We start from the raw sequence: 18,680 nt of genomic DNA on the forward strand, positions 1-18,680 counted from the left end.
CTTCACGCACTTCACGAAGACTTACGAGAGTCCGCCATGTACGAGCTGTCCCGGGTCCGTCTCTACTCGATCGGTCCCGCCGGTGCGCGCTACGCCGACACCGTGCTTGACCTGCGGGGTGTGGGCGAGATCGTGCCCGACCCCGCGCCCACGCAGGCGGAGTTCTTCGAGGAGGAGCCGGTCGGCCCGCCGCGCCGGCCCGCGCCCGCCGGCGTGCTCTTCCTGGAGAACGGCGGCGGCAAATCGGTGCTGCTCAAGCTGATCTTCTCCGTGATGTTGCCGGGCCACCGCAACACCCTCGGCGGCGCCAGCTCCGGCGTGCTGCGCAAGTTCCTGCTCGCCGACGACTGCGGACACGTCGCACTGGAGTGGCAGCACGTGCTGACCGGCGAATGCGTCGTCGTCGGCAAGGTCAGCGAGTGGCGCGGACGGCAGGTCTCCAACGACCCGCGGAAGTTCGCCGAGGCCTGGTACTCCTTCCGCCCCGGCCCCGGGCTGAGCCTCGACAACCTCCCCGTGGCCGAGGCCACCGCCGTACGGGCCCCGGCCGAAGGCCAGTCCACTGCCCGTGGGCGGCGCCGCACCATGAAGGGCTTCCGCGACGCCCTCACGGAGGCGGGCAAGACCTACCCGCACCTGGAGGTCCACTGGGAGGAGATCCACGACCGCTGGATCGAGCACCTCGGCGACCTCGGCCTCGACCCCGAACTCTTCCGCTACCAGCGCGAGATGAACGCCGACGAGGGCGAGGCGGCAGGTCTCTTCGCCGTCAAGAAGGACGCCGACTTCACCGACCTGCTGCTGCGTGCCGTCACCGACACCCGTGACACCGACGGGCTCGCCGACCTGGTCAGCGGCTTCGGCAACAAGCTGGGCCGGCGCGCCGAGCTGATCGCCGAACGCGACTTCACCGCCGGGTCCGTCGACCTCCTCGGGCGGATCGTCGAGGCCGCCGAGACCCGCTCACGCGCCAGGGACGTCCACGCCGCAGCCGAGCGCCGTACCCGGACCCTGGCGCGCAGGCTGTCCGCGCGCGGCGTGCAGGAGCGGGTCAGGGCCGCGGACCTCGCCCAGCGGGTCACCGCCGCCGCGTACGCCGTCACCCACGCCGAGGCGGCCCGCGAGCGCAGCGCGCTGATCTCCGCCGAACTCGCCTACCGGCACGCCTCGCTGGCGCTCGCCGGAGCCGAGAAGTCCGCCGCCGCGCAGAAGCGTGAACTCGCCGACGCCCGCACCCTGTTCTCGGCGTGGCAGGCCGCCGAGGCCGTACTGCGCCACCGCGCCGCCTCCGACCGCGTCACCCGCGTGTCCGCCGCCATCCAGGAGGCCGAGCGCGACGCCGCCCCCGCCCTGGCCGCCCGCTCCAAGGCCGCCGTCGACCTCGTACGGGCCCTGCACGCGGCCGCGGAGAAGGCGGAGAGCCACGCCAACGAGGAGGAGGAGCGCTCCGCCGCCCTCCAGGAGGTCAGCGACGCGGCCTACCGGGACTCCACCGCCGCCGCCACCCAGGCCCAGCGCGCCCGCAGCGAGATCGGGCACCTCAAGCAGCGCCTCGCCGAGGTCGAGCAGGAGACCGCCGAGGCGGTCCGCGCGGGCTGGCTCGACGACTCCGCGCCGGACGCCGACCCGGCCCGCGCCGCCCTGGCCGCCAGCGACGCCGAGAAGACCGCCGTCGCCGCCTGGGACGCGGCCCGCGAGGCGTCCCGCCGCGCCACGGAGCAGGCGCGTGAAGCCGCTTCCGCCGAGTCCCGCGCGGAACTGACCGCGGCCCGCGCCGCCGACGCGGCCACGGCGGCGGAGCGGTCCTACGAGGCCGAGCGCCGCACCGCCGAGGCACTGGCGGGGGAGGAGCGGCTGGCGGAACTGCTCAGCCTGGCCCCTCAGCCCCGCCCGGGCATTCCCCAGCCCCGCCACGACACGGACGGTGAGCCCACCGCGCAGTCGGCCGCCGGCGAGCAGGGACTCACCGCCGAAGAACTCGACCGCTTCGCCGACGAGCTGCGCGACCTGCTCGATGACGCCGTCTCCTCCGCCGAACGGCAGCTGTTCGACCTGCGCACGGCCGCCGCGGACGACTCGCGGATCCTCGGCGCCCTCGGTGACGGCGGACTCCTGCCGCCCGGCCCGGACGTCCTGGCCACGGTCGAGTTCCTCGGCGAGCACGGCATCCCCGCGCTGCCCGGCTGGCGCTATCTCGCCCAGGCCGTCGACCCGGCCGACCACGCGCGTGTGCTGGCCGCCCGGCCCGAGCTGGTCGACGGCGTGATCATCACCGACCCCGACTCCCATGCCCGCGCCCGGGAGGCCCTCGGTGACGCGGCGCTGCTGCCCCGCTCCGCCGTGGCGGTCGGCACCGCCGCCGCCCTGCTCGCCCCGACACCTGCTCCGGACACCGACGGCGGCGACGTGTTCCTGGTCCCGCCGAACCCGGCCATGCACGACGAGCATGCCGCCGACGAGGAGCGGCAGGCGCTGCGCGCCCGGGCCACCGAACGGGACGAGGAGATCCGCACGCTCGCCGCCCGGCTCGGCAAGGACCGCGAACTGTCCGCCCGGCTCGCCTCCTGGCGCGCCGGCTGCCCCGCCGGCCGGCTGACCGAACTGGCCCGTGCGGCTCACGACACCCGCGACTTCGCCGAGGAGTCGGAGGCCGAACTCGCCGAGGCCCGCACCACCCGGGCCGAGGCCGACGAGGTCGCCGCCGAGGCCGCACATGTCCGGGACGAGCGGCAGGAGGCAGCGCAGAAGGCCCGCCGCTCCGCCGACGCCCTCGCCGGGCTCGCCTTCCGGCTGCGCGAGCGGGCCGGCTGGCAGGTGAAGCTGCGCGACCTGGCCGACGAGGCGGCCGAGTCCGAGGCGAGCGCCCAGGCCTGCCTGGAACGGGCCCGGGCCGCCGACGAGGACCGGCGCGCCGCCCAGCGCGCCGCGGACGACACCCGCCGCACCGCCCGTGCCCTGCGCGCCGAGCGCTCCGAGATCGCGGGCGCCCCCGACGACGTGCCCGAGGACGAGGAGCAGACGCCCAAGGCCTCCCTGCCCGCGCTGCGCGAGGCCTACCGGGCCGCGTCCCAGGTGTACGAGAAGGTCGGCGTAGGTGCCGACCTGCGCGCCGAGCAGGCCCGTGCGGAGAGCGACGAGAGCGCGGCCCGCGCGGAACTGGACCGGCTGAGCAACAAGGTCCGCACGCGCGCGGAGCAGCTCCTCGAATCACCCGACGGCTCCGACGGCCCCAGTCGTCAGGCCGCCGCCGCCCGCGCCGAGGAACTGGTGCAGCTTCTGGAGACGCGGATGTCGACCGCGAGCGAGCAGCTCGGGCGGCTGCGCGGCGAGGCCGAACGCCTCGCTCCCGCCGACGACGGCGCGACCCACACCGACCTGCCCGAGGACCTCGAGCCCCGCGACACCGAACACGCGCAGACCCTGCTGCGCACCGCCACGGCCGAACTCGCCTCCCGCACCGAGGCGCTGGAGCAGGCACGCGAGGCGCACGCCGAGCTCCTCGACGCCCACCGCGCCGCCGAGGACGCGGCGAGCGGCTTCGACGAGATCGCCGCCATGCTCCGCGACCTGCTGCGCGAGCACACCACGGACGAGGAGCACGAGGAGCCCGAGCCCTATGCCGGCAGCCCGGAGGAGGCCCGCCAGGCGGCCGCCGAGGCCCGGCGCTCCCTGCGCGGCTGCGCCGCCGACCTGTCCGCCGCCGAGGCCGCCGTCCGCGAGGCGAGCGACATCCTCGTCCGGCACGCCAACTCCACCCGCTACGAGCAGGTCCGCACCCCGGCCCGGCAGCAGATCCGCGAACTGCCCGCGTCCGCACTGCCCGAGCACGCCCAGAAGTGGGCGGACGCCTTCGCACCCCGCCTGCGCGTCCTCACCGACGAACTGGAGCAGCTGGAACGCAACCGCGACTCGATCGTGGACCGCCTGCGCGGCCTGGTCGAGTCGGCCCTGGCCACCCTGCGCTCCGCCCAGCGGCTCTCCCGTCTCCCGGAGGGTCTCGGCGAGTGGTCGGGGCAGGAGTTCCTCCGCATCCGCTTCGAGGAACCCGACCAGGCCACCCTCACCGAGCGGCTCGGTGAGGTCATCGACGAGGCGACCCGCGCCGCCGTCAAGAAGAACTCCGACCTGCGCCGCGACGGCATGTCCCTGCTGCTGCGGGGCGTCGCCGCCGCTCTGCAGCCCAAGGGCGTCGCCGTCGAGATCCTCAAGCCGGACGCGGTGCTGCGCGCCGAGCGGGTCCCCGTCGGGCAGATGGGCGACGTCTTCTCCGGCGGGCAGCTCCTCACCGCCGCCATCGCCCTGTACTGCACGATGGCCGCCCTGCGTTCGAACGACCGGGGCCGCGACAAGCACCGGCACGCCGGCACGCTGTTCCTCGACAACCCCATCGGCCGTGCCAACGCCACGTACCTGCTGGAACTCCAGCGGGCGGTGTCTGACGCCCTCGGTGTGCAGCTCCTGTACACCACGGGCCTGTTCGACACCACCGCGCTGGCCGAGTTCCCCCTGGTCATCCGCATGCGCAACGACGCCGACCTGAGGGCGGGCCTCAAGTACATCAGCGTCGAGGAGCACCTCCGCCCGGGCCTGCCGCAGCAGCCCCGGGCGGGGGAGGCGGTCCACAGCGAGATCACGGCCACCAGGATGTACAAACGCCCGGTCTCCTAGCCCGCGGCGTCCTCCCGCGGGCCAGGAGATCCGCGCTCTGCCGGCCGATCATCGTGGTGGTGATGCAGGGGGCACCGGCGACGCGGCCGGGCATGACCGGCCCGGTGACCAGCGGCCTCTGCACCCCCTCGTGGTGTCCCCTCCGCCTTCAGTCGGCCGCCGGTGCGACGGGCGCGGCGGCCGGGGCCTCGGAACGGTGCTCCGCGAGCACGCCCGTCCGGTGCCGCTGGACGAACCAGTAGTAGGCGAAGCCGCCGCCCGCGATGACGGCGACGAACAGCACCGCACCCCAGCGCAGGTACCAGTGGTAGGGAGCCGCGGCGTTGTAGACGGCGGACCTCGGCCAGATCAGGTTGAGGGTCATGGCCGAGCCCCACAGGACCGCGAGGATGTTGACCGGAAGGCCCCAGCGGCCCAGGGAGAACCGGCCCCCCTCCGCGGGCTGCCACTTCCCGCGCAGCCGCGCGACCAGCAGCGGCACCGTGACGCCCAGGTAGGCGAGGTAGATCATGATGATGCCGATGCTGGTGACGACGGTGAAGATCTGCGGCTGGCGGATGTTGACCACCAGGATCGCCAGCGCCAGGATCCCGATGATCACGGTCGGCAGGACCGGCGTCTGGAACCGCGGGTGGCACTTGGCCAGTTTCGAGGACGCAGGCAGGTTGTTGTCGCGGGCCATCGCGAACGCCAGCCGGACCGCCGCCGTGTGCACGGCCAGGGCGCACACGGTCACCGCGATCAGCACGCACCACAGCATCGCCTTGCCGGCCGTCGGGCCGAGCACGTCCAGCACGATGTACTGCAGGCCGTCCGTGGAGAGCTTCTCGCCCTTCAGGCTGGACACACTCATCAGCGCGAGGAGCAGGATGAGGCCGCCCAGGACGAAGGAGGCCACGATCGCCCGGATGATGGCGCGCGGCGCGTTCCGGGTCGGGTCCAGGGACTCCTCACCCAGCGACGCGGCCGTGTCGAAGCCGTACATGACGTACGCCGAGGCCAGCGAGGCCACCAGGAAGGCGCCGAGGTAACCGTTTCCGTAACCCGCGCCGGTGCCGTGCGTCTCCAGGACGACCTGCGGACCGCGCGTGATGTGGACCGCGAACAGGATGATCAGTACGACGGTGGCGATCAACTCGATGAACACGCCCGCCGTGTTGATCCGTGCCATCAACTTGACGCCGAATGCGTTCACAAGGGTCGTGAACAGGATCAACACCGCGGCCAGGATGACCGCGTTGGTCGCCACGTCGTACGTGCCGGTGCCGTCCCCCACGAATTGGAAGAACGACGAGATCTGCGGCAGCGTCAGCTGATAGGCCAGCGCGACGGCCGATATGGAGACGATCGAGGCGATCAGCATCATCCAGCCGGCGAGCCAGCCCAGATGCGGATTGCCTATCTTCTTCGACCAGTTGTAGACGGAACCCGCCACGGGATAGCGGGCGGCGAGCTCGGCGAAGCAGAGGGCGACCATGAACTGCCCGACGAAGACCATCGGCCACGACCACCAGTAGGCCGGGCCGCCGCTGCCGTAGCCGAAGTAGAACAACTGGAAGGTGCCGGTCAGGATCGAGATGTAGCTGATCCCCGCGGCGAAGGTGTGGAAGTTGCCGAGCGTGCGTTTCAGCTCGGGTCTGTAGCCGAACTCGGTGAGTTCGGCGTCGTCCCGGCCGTCTGGGGCGGTGGACTGCGGGGTGGTTCTCATGGCGGTTCCTCGCTGGGTTTCTCAGGCTTGTTCGATCAGTTGATCCAACCCTGAGGTGCGAGGCGGGTGTTACGCCAGAGGTGCGATGTCGATCACCCGTACCCGGCCGCCGGGCTTCACGAGTGGGACAACTGCCCGGCCCCGCCCCGCCGGCGTATCCGCCCCTGTGCGCGCTCGGCGGCACGCTCCTGCCGCCGTGTCCGGCGCCGCTCCCGCCGCAGTGCCCGCGCGGTACTGCTGGGCACGGACACCACGCCGTGGCGCTGGTTCCAGACCTGGCGGGTCACCCACACGTCGAGCGCTCCCCATGTGGCCGCGATCGTACTGACCACACTGCTGATCACCATGGGGAATGCCAGCCAGGACCCGGCCATCGTGCACAGGAAGGCCACCATGGCCTGGATCAGGGTCACGGCGATGAGGAGAACCGCACGCACGGCCGCCGTCCGCACCGGATCCGGCAAGCGCCGCCGCCGCGCGGGTTCCTCGACCCACAGGGGCCGGTAGTGCTGCTGCTCACGAGCGCCGCGACCCGCCTGGTGAGCCGGAGACCCACTGTCTTGTCCCGAAGGCTCCGTCCCGGCCTCGGGGATGTCGCGTTCGGTAGCTGCCAGGTCCCTGCGCCCCGTCAGCTGCGCCCCGCCCGCCCTGGGCGCACCGCGCCGTTCCGCCGTGCCCATCACCGTGTCACTCCCCACCGCCAGCAGACCGCTCGCTCGCATCCGAAGACCCGTGCTCCCCAGTGGCTGCCCGGCTTGCGCTGTCTTACGCCGCCCAGGTGCGCAACGCGGCTCCTCTGGCCGTTTCCGCCCCCGTTTCCCGTAGGGAAGGACGAACGACCGTTCACGAAGATTCCCGAAAACCGAAAAGTTTCAGCCAACCGCCCGAACAGCGTTCGGGTGTTGGGCCGCGTCGCCACCATCGATTACGGGCAGACAACTCCCGCAATGCCCGGACAACTCGCCATGCCTCGTGGCTGGCGCGGAAGTTCAGGTTCCGGACCGGTCTTCGAGTTCCCTGTGGGTCGGTAGTAGGCTCGCGCCGTTTGTTGACGCACATGTGTACCCCCGGTAGCGGGGGGTCCGAGCAGGGGGAGGCCATGCGCTTTCGCGGGAAGTCCATCCGCCGGAAGATCGTGGCGCTGCTTCTCGTGCCGCTTGTGTCCCTGACCGCGATCTGGACCTTCGCCACCGTGCTCACGGGACGCGAGGCGGCCGACCTGTTCAACGTGTCGTCCGTGGTGGAGAAGATCGGCTACCCCATCGAGGACACCGTCCGCGTCCTCCAGGAGGAACGCCGCCAGACCCTCGTCTACCTCGCCGACCCCCGCGCCTCCGACGGCCTCACCGCGCTCCGGCGCAGCCGTACCGCCACCGACGAGGCCATCAGCGGCATCCGCGACAACGCCCGGAACCCCGATGTGCGGGACGCGATGGGCGCGGACACCGACGAGCGGCTCACCGCCGTCCTGGACGGCTTCGACGGCATCGAGTCGCTGCGCCGCAGCGTCGAGGACGGCACCGTCAACCGCACCCAGGCCCTGGACCTCTACAACCGGCTCGTCGACCCCTGCTACGTCCTGCTCGCCAACCTGCACGTCGTCGACAACATTGAACTGGACAAGCAGTACCGCGCCCTGGTCAATCTCGCCCGCGCCCGCGAACTGCTCTCCCGCGAGGACGCCCTCCTCGGCTCCGCCCTGATCGTCGGCAGGATCTCCCACTCCGAGGAGCGGGACGTCTCCGACCTGGTGGCCCAGCGCACCCTGATGTACGACGTCAACCTGCCGCTGCTGCCCGTGGCCGAGCGCGACCGCTACCAGAGCTTCTGGAAGAACGCCTCCTCCGCACCGTTGCGCGTGGCCGAGGAAGCAGCCGTCTCCTCCGGCGCCGGCACCCCCCGCGGCGTCTCCGCCAAGAGCTGGGACAGCGCCGCCGGCAACGTGCTCGACGAGCTCGGCACTCTCAACGACCAGGCCAACGACCGTTACCAGGACCGCGTCCACCCCGTGGCCGTCGGCGTCATCGCCAAGGCGGTCATCGCCGGGGCCCTCGGCCTGATCGCGCTCCTGCTCTCCCTCTTCCTCTCCGTACGCGTCGGCCGCACCCTGATCCGTGATCTGCGGCAACTGCGCCTGGAGGCCCACGAAGCGTCCGGAGTGCGCCTGCCCAGCGTCATGCGCCGCCTCTCCGCGGGCGAACAGGTCGACGTCGAGACCGAGGTCCCGCGCCTCGAATACGACAAGAACGAGATGGGTGAGGTCGGCCAGGCCCTCAACACCCTGCAGCGCGCGGCCGTCGAAGCCGCCGTCAAGCAGGCCGAACTGCGCGCCGGTGTGTCCGAGGTCTTCGTCAACCTCGCGCGCCGCAGCCAGGTCCTCCTCCACAAGCAGCTCACCCTGCTCGACGCCATGGAGCGCCGGACCGAGGACACCGAGGAACTCGCCGACCTGTTCCGCCTCGACCACTTGACCACGCGTATGCGCCGGCACGCCGAGGGCCTCGTGATCCTCTCCGGTGCCGCACCGTCCCGTCAGTGGCGCAAACCCGTACAGCTCATGGACGTCGTACGCGCCGCCGTCGCAGAGGTCGAGGACTACGAGCGCATCGAGGTCCGCCGCCTTCCCCGCAACGCCATCACCGGCCCGGCCGTCGCCGACCTCACGCACCTCGTGGCCGAACTCCTGGAGAACGCCACGGTCTTCTCCCCGCCCCACACCGCCGTCCAGGTCCTCGGCGAGCGCGTCGCCAACGGCTTCACCCTGGAGATCCACGACCGTGGTCTCGGCATGGCCGCTGAGGCACTCCTGGACGCCAACCTCCGGCTCGCCGAGACACCGGAGTTCGAACTGTCCGACACCGACCGGCTCGGCCTGTTCGTGGTCAGCCGGCTCGCCCAGCGCCAGAACGTCAGGGTCTCCCTCCAGCCCTCCCCGTACGGCGGTACCACCGCCGTGGTCTTCATCCCCGACACGCTGCTCACCGACGACGTCCCGGACACCAACGGCATCGGATTCCGTCTCGACCGCCCCCAGTTCGCCCCGGAGAAGGAGCCGCAGGACAGCCGCCGCGCCGCACTGTCCCACGCGCCCGCGCAGCGCCCGGGTCTGCCCGCCTCCCTGCTGGACGGCCCGGTCGAGCTGGAGGCCCCCGTCGACCTCGACACCGTCGGAGGCTTCCCGGGCGCCATCGAGGACGAGGACAGCGAACACGGCGGCCTGTTCCGCCCCCGCCACTCCCTCACCCGTGACCCGGACGAGTCCGCGGGCCGCCGCACCGATCCGCGCCGGCAGCCCGCCGACGCCCGCAGCACTGGGAACCGGCCCGACAGCGGCGCCGAGCTGAGCGACCCGGTCGCGCTGCCCCGCCGCCACACCCCCAAGCTGGTCAGCTCCCATGGACGCCCGGTGACCGAGCAGCGCCCCCGGCGGGCGAGGACGGACGAGGAGACCACCCCGGCCGTCGGCCGAACGGACGTGAGCCCAACCTCCGCGCTCCCGTCACGCCGCCGGGGCGAGGAGCCCACTCCCGGCCGGGACACCGGCCGGTCAGCGCCCGAACCCGCTCCCGCCGTTCCGGCCCGCCGCACCGAGGGCCCTTCTACCGGCAGCCGTCGCGGCGAAGCCCTCCCCGAGGCACCGCCGCCGCTGCCTGCCCGCCGCCGCGGCACGGACCCTGCCCGCCGTGGCATCAGCGCCGTGAGCCGCAACGAGGACCAGCGGGACCAGACGGAGCCCCCGGCCCCCTCGGGCGGCGTCGGCGACGGGCCGGAGCCGTCCGTCCTCCCGAGGCGGACCCGCCGCGCGGAGATCGCCTCCAGCGGCCCGGCCCGGCCGGACCGGCGCCCCGGCTCCGCGGCGGCCGCCACCGGCGGCGCCCCGCACCAGGAGACCGGGTCCGGCGACGCGCCCCGGGGCACCGGCTCCGCGGCGCCACCTGCTTCCGGCACCGCGCCGCTGCCCCGGCGCGTCCGGCAGGCCAACCTGGCCCCGCAGCTGAAGCGGAGTTCCGCGCCGTCCGGCGAGGACACGGCCGAGCCCGTCGAACGCGACGCGGAGGAAGTACGCAGCCGCATGGCATCGCTCCAGCGTGGCTGGCAGCGCGGCCGTGCGGAGAACGCCGGGGGCGATGCCGCCCACACCGGCGCAGCACCACAAGGAACGACAAAGGGGGACGGTCGATGACCGCACCGAAGGCGACCGGCCACACCGCGACCATCAAGGGGGAGCTGAACTGGCTCCTCGACGATCTGGTGGACCGCGTCGCGAGCATCCGCAAGGCCCTCGTGCTCTCCGGCGACGGTTTGCCGACGGGCGTGTCCAAGGACCTGACCAGGGAGGACAGCGAGCACCTCGCTGCCGTCGCCTCCGGTTTCCACAGCCTCGCCAAGGGCGTGGGACGCCACTTCGAGGCGGGCAACGTCCGCCAGACGGTGGTGGAGCTCGACGACGCCTTCCTGTTCGTGACGGCGGCCGGCGACGGCAGTTGCCTCGCCGTCCTCTCGGACGCCGACTCCGACGTCGGCCAGGTCGCCTATGAGATGACGCTCCTGGTGAAGCGGGTGGGCGTGCATCTGGCCGCCGCACCGCGCACCGATCTGCCCGCAGGCGGGTAGTGGGATGGCATGAGCGCTGACGGTCAGGGAAGAAGCCACTGGTTCGACGACGAGGCCGGACCGGTCGTCCGCCCGTACGCCATGACCCGCGGCCGCACCAGCAGCCAGGGCCAGCACCGCCTGGACCTGATCGCGGTCGTGGTCGCGGAACCGCAGGCGGAGGATCCGGAAGCGGACCACATGCTCTCCCCGGAGCATGTGGACATCGTCGAACTGTGCCGTGACCTTCCGCAGTCGGTCGCCGAACTCGCAGCGGAACTCGACCTGCCGATCGGAGTGGTACGGGTCCTCGTCGGAGATCTCGTGGACGCGGAATTCGTCCATGTGAACCGGCCCGTTCCCCCTGCCGAGCTGCCGGACGAGAGTATTCTGCGCGACGTGATCAACGGCCTCCGGGCGCTGTGAGCAGCGCGGAAGCGGGGTACTGACGTGACTGGCTGGCAGTTCTGGGTGGACCGAGGCGGCACCTTCACCGATGTCGTCGCCCGGCGCCCGGACGGCCGGCTGCTCACGCACAAGCTGCTCTCGGACAATCCCGCACGCTACGCCGACGCCGCGGTCGAGGGCGTCCGCACCCTGCTGGCCGGCTCCGGCCACCCCGTCGACAGCGTGCGCATGGGGACCACCGTCGCCACCAACGCCCTCCTGGAGCGCAAGGGGGAGCGCACCCTCCTGCTCATCACCCGGGGTTTCCGCGACGCCCTGCGCATCGCCTACCAGAACCGCCCGAGCATCTTCGCCCGCCGCATCGAGCTGCCCGAGCTGCTGTACCAGCGGGTCGTCGAGATCGACGAGCGCATCGCCGCCGACGGCACCGTGCTGCGCGCCCCCGATCTGGACGCCCTCACCGGGCCCCTCAGGCAGGCGTACGACGACGGCATCCGCGCGGTCGCCGTGGTCTGCATGCACAGCCACCTCCACCCGGCCCACGAACAGGCCGTCGGAGAGCTCGCCGCCCGCATCGGCTTCCCGCAGATCTCGCTCTCCAGCGAGACCAGCCCCCTGATGAAGCTCGTGCCCCGCGGGGACACCGCCGTCGTCGACGCCTACCTCTCGCCCGTGCTGCGCCGCTACGTCCGCCATGTCGCCGACGAGCTCGAAGGCGTACGGCTGATGTTCATGCAGTCCAACGGCGGCCTCACCGAGGCCGGGACGTTCCGCGGGAAGGACGCCATCCTGTCCGGACCGGCCGGCGGCATCGTCGGCATGGCCCGCATGTCCCAGCTCGCGGGATTCGACCGGGTCATCGGCTTCGACATGGGCGGCACCTCCACCGACGTCTCCCACTTCGCCGGCGCCTACGAGCGGGTCTTCACCAGCAAGATCGCCGGTGTCCGGCTGCGCGCCCCCATGCTCGACATCCACACCGTCGCCGCCGGCGGCGGGTCGGTCCTGCACTTCGACGGCTCCCGCTACCGCGTAGGGCCGGACTCGGCGGGCGCGGAGCCGGGGCCCGCCTGCTACCGCGGCGGCGGACCGCTCGCCGTCACCGACGCCAACGTCATGCTCGGCCGTATCCAGCCCGCCCACTTCCCGCACGTGTTCGGCCCGAACGGCGACGAGCCCCTCGACGACGCACTCGTCCGCGACCGCTTCACGGCCCTCGCCCGCGAGATCGGAGAGCGGACCGACGACGACCGCACGCCGGAACAGGTCGCGGAGGGGTACCTGCAGATCGCCGTCGCCAACATCGCGTCCGCCGTGAAACGAATCTCCGTACAGAAGGGCCACGACGTCACCCGTTACGCCCTCACCACATTCGGTGGCGCGGGCGGCCAGCACGCCTGCATGGTCGCGGACTCCCTCGGCATCCGCACCGTTCTCGTCCCCCCGATGGCCGGGGTCCTGTCCGCCCTCGGCATCGGCCTCGCCGACACCACCGCCATGCGCGAGCAGTCCGTCGAAGCCCTCCTCGAGCCCGCGTCGATGCCCGGCGTCCACAGGACCGCCGAGGACCTGGAAGCGGCGGCCCGCGCCGAACTCCTCGCCGAGGACGTCCCCGAGGAGCACATTGAGATTACCCGCCGCGCAGAGCTCCGCTACGACGGCACCGACACCACCCTCACCGTCGAGCTGACCGAGCCCGGCACCATGCGGCACGCCTTCGAAGAACGTCATCGCGCCACGTACTCCTTCACGCTCGACCGCCCGATCGTCGTCGAAGCGCTCTCCGTCGAAGCCACCGGCATCACCGCACCCCCCGATCTGTCCGCTCTCGCGCCCTACGAAGCCGCCTCCGGAGCAACGCCCCCGAGTGGCTCCGGCCACGGCTCCGCAGCGCCCCCGACCGTCCGCCTCCACACGGGCGGCACCTGGCGCGAGGTGCCCCTCCGCCGCCGCGAGGAACTTCCCCCCGGCGACACCGTCACCGGCCCGGCGATCATCACCGAAGCCGGCTCCACGACCGTCGTCGACGACGACTGGCGGGCCGCGGCGACCGACGACGGGCATCTGGTCATGGAACGCGCCGCGATTACGCAGAGTTCCGAACTCGACACGAAAGTCGACCCGGTTCTGCTTGAGGTCTTCAACAACCTCTTCATGTCGATCGCCGAGCAGATGGGCGCCCGCCTCGAATCCACCGCCCAGTCCGTCAACATCAAGGAGCGCCTCGACTTCTCCTGTGCCCTCTTCGACCCGGACGGAAATCTGGTGGCCAACGCCCCGCACATCCCCGTCCATCTGGGCTCCATGGGCACCAGCGTCAAGGAGGTCATCCGCCGGCGCGGACCCCGTATGCGCCCGGGCGACACCTACGCCGTCAACGACCCGTACCACGGCGGCACCCACTTGCCGGACGTCACCGTGATCACGCCGGTCTTCGACACGACACCGGCACCCGACACGGAGAGTGACACGCGGGAGCGTGAAGCGCGGGATCCGAAGATCCTCTTCTACGTCGCCTCGCGTGGTCACCACGCCGAGATCGGCGGCATCGCACCCGGCTCCATGCCCGCCGGCAGCCGCACCATCGAGGAGGAAGGCGTCCTCTTCGACAACTGGCTGCTCGCCGAGAAGGGCCGCTTCCGTGAGGCGGAGACCCTCCGCCTCCTCACCGACGCGCCCCACCCCTCACGCAATCCGCAGACCAACCTCGCCGATCTGCGCGCCCAGATCGCCGCCAACCGCAAGGGCGTCGACGAGGTCGGCCGCATGATCGAGGACTACGGCCTCGACGTCGTCCAGGCCTACATGAAGCACGTGCAGGACAACGCCGAGGAAGCCGTACGCCGCGTCATCGACGCCCTCGACGACGGGGAGTACGCCTACGAGACCGACTCGGGGGCCGTCATCCGCGTGGCCGTGCGCGTGGACCGCGGACGGCGCGCCGCGACCATTGACTTCACCGGCACCTCCGCGCAGCTGCCGACCAACTTCAACGCGCCGTTCTCGGTCGTCAACGCGGCCGTCCTGTACGTCTTCCGCACCCTGGTCGCCGACGACATCCCCCTCAACGACGGCTGTCTGCGCCCCTTGAGCATCGTCGTCCCACCCGGCTCCCTGCTCGCCCCCGAGCCACCCGCCGCCGTCGTCGCGGGCAACGTGGAAACCTCCCAGGCCGTCACCGGCGCCCTGTACGCGGCGCTCGGAGTGCAGGCCGAGGGCTCCGGCACCATGAACAACGTCACCTTCGGCAACGAACGCCACCAGTACTACGAAACCGTCGCCTCCGGCTCCGGCGCGGGCGACGGCTTCCCCGGCGCACCCGTCGTCCAGACCCACATGACCAACTCCCGCCTCACCGACCCCGAGGTCCTGGAGTGGCGACTGCCCGTGCGCCTCGAGGAGTTCGCCGTCCGGCGCGGCAGCGGCGGCGCCGGCCGGTGGCACGGCGGGGACGGCGCCGTCCGCCGGATCCGCTTCCTCGAACCCATGACTGTCTCCACCCTGTCCCAGCACCGCCGAGTCGCCCCGTACGGCATGGCGGGCGGCGAGCCGGGCGCTCTCGGCGCCAACCGGGTGGAGCACACCGACGGCACGGTGACCGAACTGGGAGGCAGCGACTCCGCGGACCTCGTCACCGGCGACGTACTCGTCATCGAAACCCCAGGCGGCGGAGGCTACGGCCCGCCGTCGCCCGACCCCCATCAAGCAGGAGAAGAAATCGATGATCTTCGGGCGTTCTGAGCGCGGCAAGCCTCCGGTCGAGCCCGTCACGCTCAAGATCCTCGTGGCCGGCGGCTTCGGCGTGGGCAAGACCACGCTCGTCGGCGCGGTCAGCGAGATCAGGCCGCTGCGCACCGAGGAACTGCTCACGGAGGCCGGCCGCCCGGTCGACGACACCAGCGGTGTGGAAGGCAAGCACACGACGACCGTGGCCATGGACTTCGGCCGGATCACCCTGCGCGAGGACCTCGTGCTGTACCTCTTCGGCACGCCCGGCCAGGAGCGGTTCTGGTTCATGTGGGACGAACTCTCCGAAGGCGCGCTCGGAGCCGTCGTGCTCGCCGACACCCGCCGCCTGGAGGACTGCTTCGCCGCGGTCGACTACTTCGAACGGCGTTCCATCCCCTTCCTCGTCGGCGTCAACTGCTTCGAGGGCGCCCCCCGCTACCCCGTCGACGACGTCCGCCAGGCGCTCGACCTGGACGAGGGCGTGCCGCTCGTGATGTGCGACGCCCGCGACCGCGAATCGGTCAAGGAAGCACTCATCGGTGTCGTCCAGCACGCCATGGCGTACGCGGCGGACCGCCGTGAAGCCGTGACCGGCTGACGCCCCGGACGACCGGATACGGCCGGTACCCACGGAACGGGTACGGGCCGTATCCGGAAACCGCGTCGATGACGAGGACCTCGTCGTCACCGACGACCCAGACGACTCCATGCGCGCGTGGTCAGCTGTCGCCGCCCTCCTCCCAGCCGAAGCTCTTCTCCACGGCCTTGCGCCAGTTGTGGTACTCGCGGTCCCGTACCGACGCCTCCATGTTCGGCGTCCACTCGACGTCCTTCTGCCAGTGCGCCTTGAGCTCGTCCAGGTCGTTCCACACCCCGGTGGCCAGACCGGCCGCGTAGGCGGCGCCCAGACAGGTCGTCTCGGAGACCTTGGGCCGCACCACCGGCACGTCGAGCACGTCCGACTGGTGCTGCATGAGCAGGTTGTTCTTCGTCATGCCACCGTCGACCTTGAGGGTCGTGATGTGCACCCCGGAGTCCTGGTACATGGCATCCACGACCTCACGGGTCTGCCAGCTGGTCGCCTCCAGCACCGCGCGCGCGAGGTGCGCCTTCGTGACGTACCGGGTCAGGCCGGTGACCACGCCACGCGCGTCGGAGCGCCAGTACGGGGCGAACAGGCCCGAGAACGCCGGAACGATGTACGCGCCGCCGTTGTCCTCGACGCTCGCCGCGAGAGGCTCGATCTCGTCGGCCGTCCGGATGATGCCGAGCTGGTCCCGGAACCACTGGACCAGCGCGCCCGTGATGGCGATCGCGCCTTCCAGGCAGTAGACCGGCGCCTCCGTGCCGATCTTGTATCCCATGGTCGTCAGCAGTCCGCTCTTCGACGGCACCGGGCGGTCGCCCGTGTTCAGCAGCAGGAAGCTGCCCGTGCCGTAGGTGTTCTTGGCGGTGCCCACGTCATAGCAGGCCTGCCCGAACACGGCCGCCTGCTGGTCGCCCAGCGCGGACGCCACGGGCACGCCGGCCAGCTGGCCGACCGCGGTGCCGTACACCTCGGAGGAGGAGCGGATCTCGGGCAGCATGGCCTCGGGGATGTTCATCGCCGAGAGGATCGAGGGGTCCCACTCGAGGGTCTGCAGGTTCATCAGCATGGTGCGGCCGGCGTTGGTCACGTCGGTGACGTGCTGCCCGCCGTCCGTGCCGCCGGTGAGGTTCCAGATCAGCCAGGAGTCCATGGTGCCGAAGGCGATCTCGCCGCGTTCGGCACGGGCCCGCAGGTCGGGCACGTTGTCGAGCAGCCAGGCCGCCTTGGGCCCGGAGAAGTAGGTGGCCAGCGGCAGGCCCGTCTGCTCGCGGAAACGATCCTGCCCGTCCGAGCCGCCCAGCTGGTTGCACAGCGCGGCCGTCCGCGTGTCCTGCCAGACGATGGCGTTGTGCACCGGCTTGCCGGTCGCCCGGTCCCACAGGAGGGTCGTCTCGCGCTGGTTGGTGATGCCCATCGCGCTCAGCTGGTCGGCTCTCAGACCGGCCTTGGCGATCGCCCCCGCGACCACCGCCTGCACCTTCGACCAGATCTCGGTGGCGTCGTGCTCCACCCAGCCGGGCTTCGGGAAGATCTGGCGGTGCTCGCGCTGGTCCACGGCGACGATCGCGCCGTTCTGGTCGAAGACGATGCAGCGGCTCGACGTGGTGCCCTGATCGATGGCTGCGACGTACTTCGCGGAGTTGTCCGTCATGGCTATCCCTTCGGCTGGTTCAGAAGGCTGCGTTGTAGATGACGCCACCCAGCAGGCCGCCGATCAGTGGTCCGACCACGGGGATCCACGAGTACCCCCAGTCGGACGTGCCCTTGTTCGGGATCGGCAGGATGGAGTGGATGATGCGCGGGCCGAGGTCACGCGCCGGGTTGATGGCGTACCCGGTGGGTCCACCCAGGGACAGGCCGATACCGACGACCAGGAGGGACACCAGCAGGATCGCGATGCCGGACCCGTAGATGCCGCCGCCGCCGGGGATCAGACCGATGCCGACGCCCTCGACGTGCCTGTCCTGGCCGACCAGGGCCAGGATGGGCAACACCAGGGCGATGGTGGCGAGGATCTCCGTGACCAGGTTGGCGATCGGGTTACGGATCTCTGGGATGGTGGAGAAGATCCCGAGCGTCGGGACCGGTTCGTCCACCGTGCCCTCCGTGGTGCCCGTCTTCCGCACATTGGCCGCGAACTGTGCGTAGTACACGAGGTAGCACAGCACGGCCCCGATCATGGCGCCGGTCATCTGGCCGAGGAGGTACACCCAGACCTTGCTCCACACGCCGGTGTCGACGGCGAGGCCGAAGGTGACGGCCGGGTTGATGACCCCTCCGGACAGGGGAGCGGCGGTGTAGGCGCCTGCCAGCACGCCGAAGCCCCAGCCGAAGGTGATCACGATCCACCCCGAGGCCCGGGCCTTCGAGAATCTGAGGGTGACGGCGGCACATACACCGGCACCGAACAGGATCAGAATCGCCGTGCCGATCATCTCGCCGAAGAAAATGTCTCCGTTAGTCATGGCTGCTCCTCAGCCTTGGCCCGGGACGATCCGCCCCGGTCCTCACCTGCAGGGTGCGTTCCCCGTGGCTACTTCAGCCGAAGGCAGGGAGATACCGCGCCCCGCCCGGCATCCGTGACGAGCGTGCCGTAGCAGCCGGATCGCCCATGGGGGAAAGGGCCTTGGCGCAGGCGCACTTTCGCGCCGCTGTGCCGGAATGCGCCGACTATGTACGGCGATGTCGACTGACACCGGAAGTGTTCACCGGCACCCCAAGGGCGTCAAGGTAGCCGACCGCAACGGTTGGCGTCGGACGGTCACCGGGCTCGCGCCGGGCCGACGGGCCGGTTTGCTCGGCCACGGCGGCGCCCGGTCGGGTCGTTGTTCAGATCTGGTCGGACCCGCGCGGGCCCGCCGCGCGAGGCTTGGCTGATGGTGTCAGGCCTGCGCCGAGCCCCGCCCGGGGCCAGAGCCCAGCTGTGCCCGACTCCTCGCTTGCTAGTGTCCAGGATCCACCTGACCTGGCGGTTTCTCAACCGCA

The 18,680-nt window shown here is 71.5% G+C and carries 10 protein-coding genes; 6 read left to right on the plus strand and 4 right to left on the minus strand.

The features are described from left to right. Window positions 1-36 precede the first annotated feature (36 nt). On the plus strand, window positions 37-4,668 hold the full coding sequence (locus ACIQU3_RS09195; protein WP_403924133.1) for a hypothetical protein: 4,632 nt from the start codon (window positions 37-39) through the stop codon (window positions 4,666-4,668). A gap of 148 nt (window positions 4,669-4,816) precedes the next feature. Here ACIQU3_RS09195 and ACIQU3_RS09200 read toward each other — a convergent pair whose 3' ends face one another. Further along, window positions 4,817-6,376: an APC family permease gene (locus tag ACIQU3_RS09200; protein WP_403924136.1), complete on the minus strand. Its 1,560-nt coding sequence runs from the start codon at window positions 6,374-6,376 to the stop codon at window positions 4,817-4,819. 116 nt (window positions 6,377-6,492) lie between these two features. Next, the gene (locus tag ACIQU3_RS09205) at window positions 6,493-7,056 is read right to left on the minus strand and encodes a hypothetical protein (RefSeq protein ID WP_403924181.1); all 564 of its coding nucleotides are present in this window, start codon (window positions 7,054-7,056) and stop codon (window positions 6,493-6,495) included. A 419-nt stretch (window positions 7,057-7,475) separates the two neighbouring features. On the opposite strand from ACIQU3_RS09205, the gene ACIQU3_RS09210 reads away from it, so the two are divergent. From ACIQU3_RS09210 to ACIQU3_RS09230, 5 genes are read left to right on the plus strand one after another with little or no spacing between them, the layout of a single operon-like run. Next, a complete protein-coding gene (locus ACIQU3_RS09210; RefSeq protein WP_403924139.1) occupies window positions 7,476-10,559 on the plus strand; it encodes a nitrate- and nitrite sensing domain-containing protein in 3,084 nt (1,027 codons plus the stop codon). Next, on the plus strand, window positions 10,556-10,990 hold the full coding sequence (locus ACIQU3_RS09215) for a roadblock/LC7 domain-containing protein (protein ID WP_031109090.1): 435 nt from the start codon (window positions 10,556-10,558) through the stop codon (window positions 10,988-10,990). The genes ACIQU3_RS09210 and ACIQU3_RS09215 overlap by 4 nt, the downstream gene beginning before the upstream one ends. A gap of 9 nt (window positions 10,991-10,999) precedes the next feature. Then, window positions 11,000-11,395 (plus strand): DUF742 domain-containing protein, encoded by a 396-nt coding sequence (locus ACIQU3_RS09220; RefSeq protein ID WP_403728327.1) that lies wholly within the window; start codon window positions 11,000-11,002, stop codon window positions 11,393-11,395. Between the two features lie 24 nt (window positions 11,396-11,419). Beyond that, window positions 11,420-15,118 (plus strand): hydantoinase B/oxoprolinase family protein, encoded by a 3,699-nt coding sequence (locus ACIQU3_RS09225; protein WP_403924142.1) that lies wholly within the window; start codon window positions 11,420-11,422, stop codon window positions 15,116-15,118. After that, the gene (locus tag ACIQU3_RS09230; RefSeq protein ID WP_403728323.1) at window positions 15,099-15,704 is read left to right on the plus strand and encodes a GTP-binding protein; all 606 of its coding nucleotides are present in this window, start codon (window positions 15,099-15,101) and stop codon (window positions 15,702-15,704) included. Before ACIQU3_RS09225 ends, ACIQU3_RS09230 begins: the two co-directional genes overlap by 20 nt. Window positions 15,705-15,825: 121 nt before the next feature. Here the strand turns inward: ACIQU3_RS09230 and glpK are convergent, their stop codons facing one another. Continuing rightward, window positions 15,826-17,346, minus strand: coding sequence for a glycerol kinase GlpK (gene glpK, locus ACIQU3_RS09235; protein WP_403728321.1), 1,521 nt, complete (start codon window positions 17,344-17,346; stop codon window positions 15,826-15,828). Between the two features lie 19 nt (window positions 17,347-17,365). Then, window positions 17,366-18,160 carry an MIP/aquaporin family protein gene (locus ACIQU3_RS09240; RefSeq protein ID WP_403728319.1) on the minus strand — a complete coding sequence of 265 codons (795 nt, stop codon included), beginning with the start codon at window positions 18,158-18,160 and terminating at the stop codon, window positions 17,366-17,368. Window positions 18,161-18,680 lie beyond the last annotated feature (520 nt).

It is taken from the genome of Streptomyces sp. NPDC101110 (assembly GCF_044759525.1).
Lineage (GTDB): Bacteria > Actinomycetota > Actinomycetes > Streptomycetales > Streptomycetaceae > Streptomyces.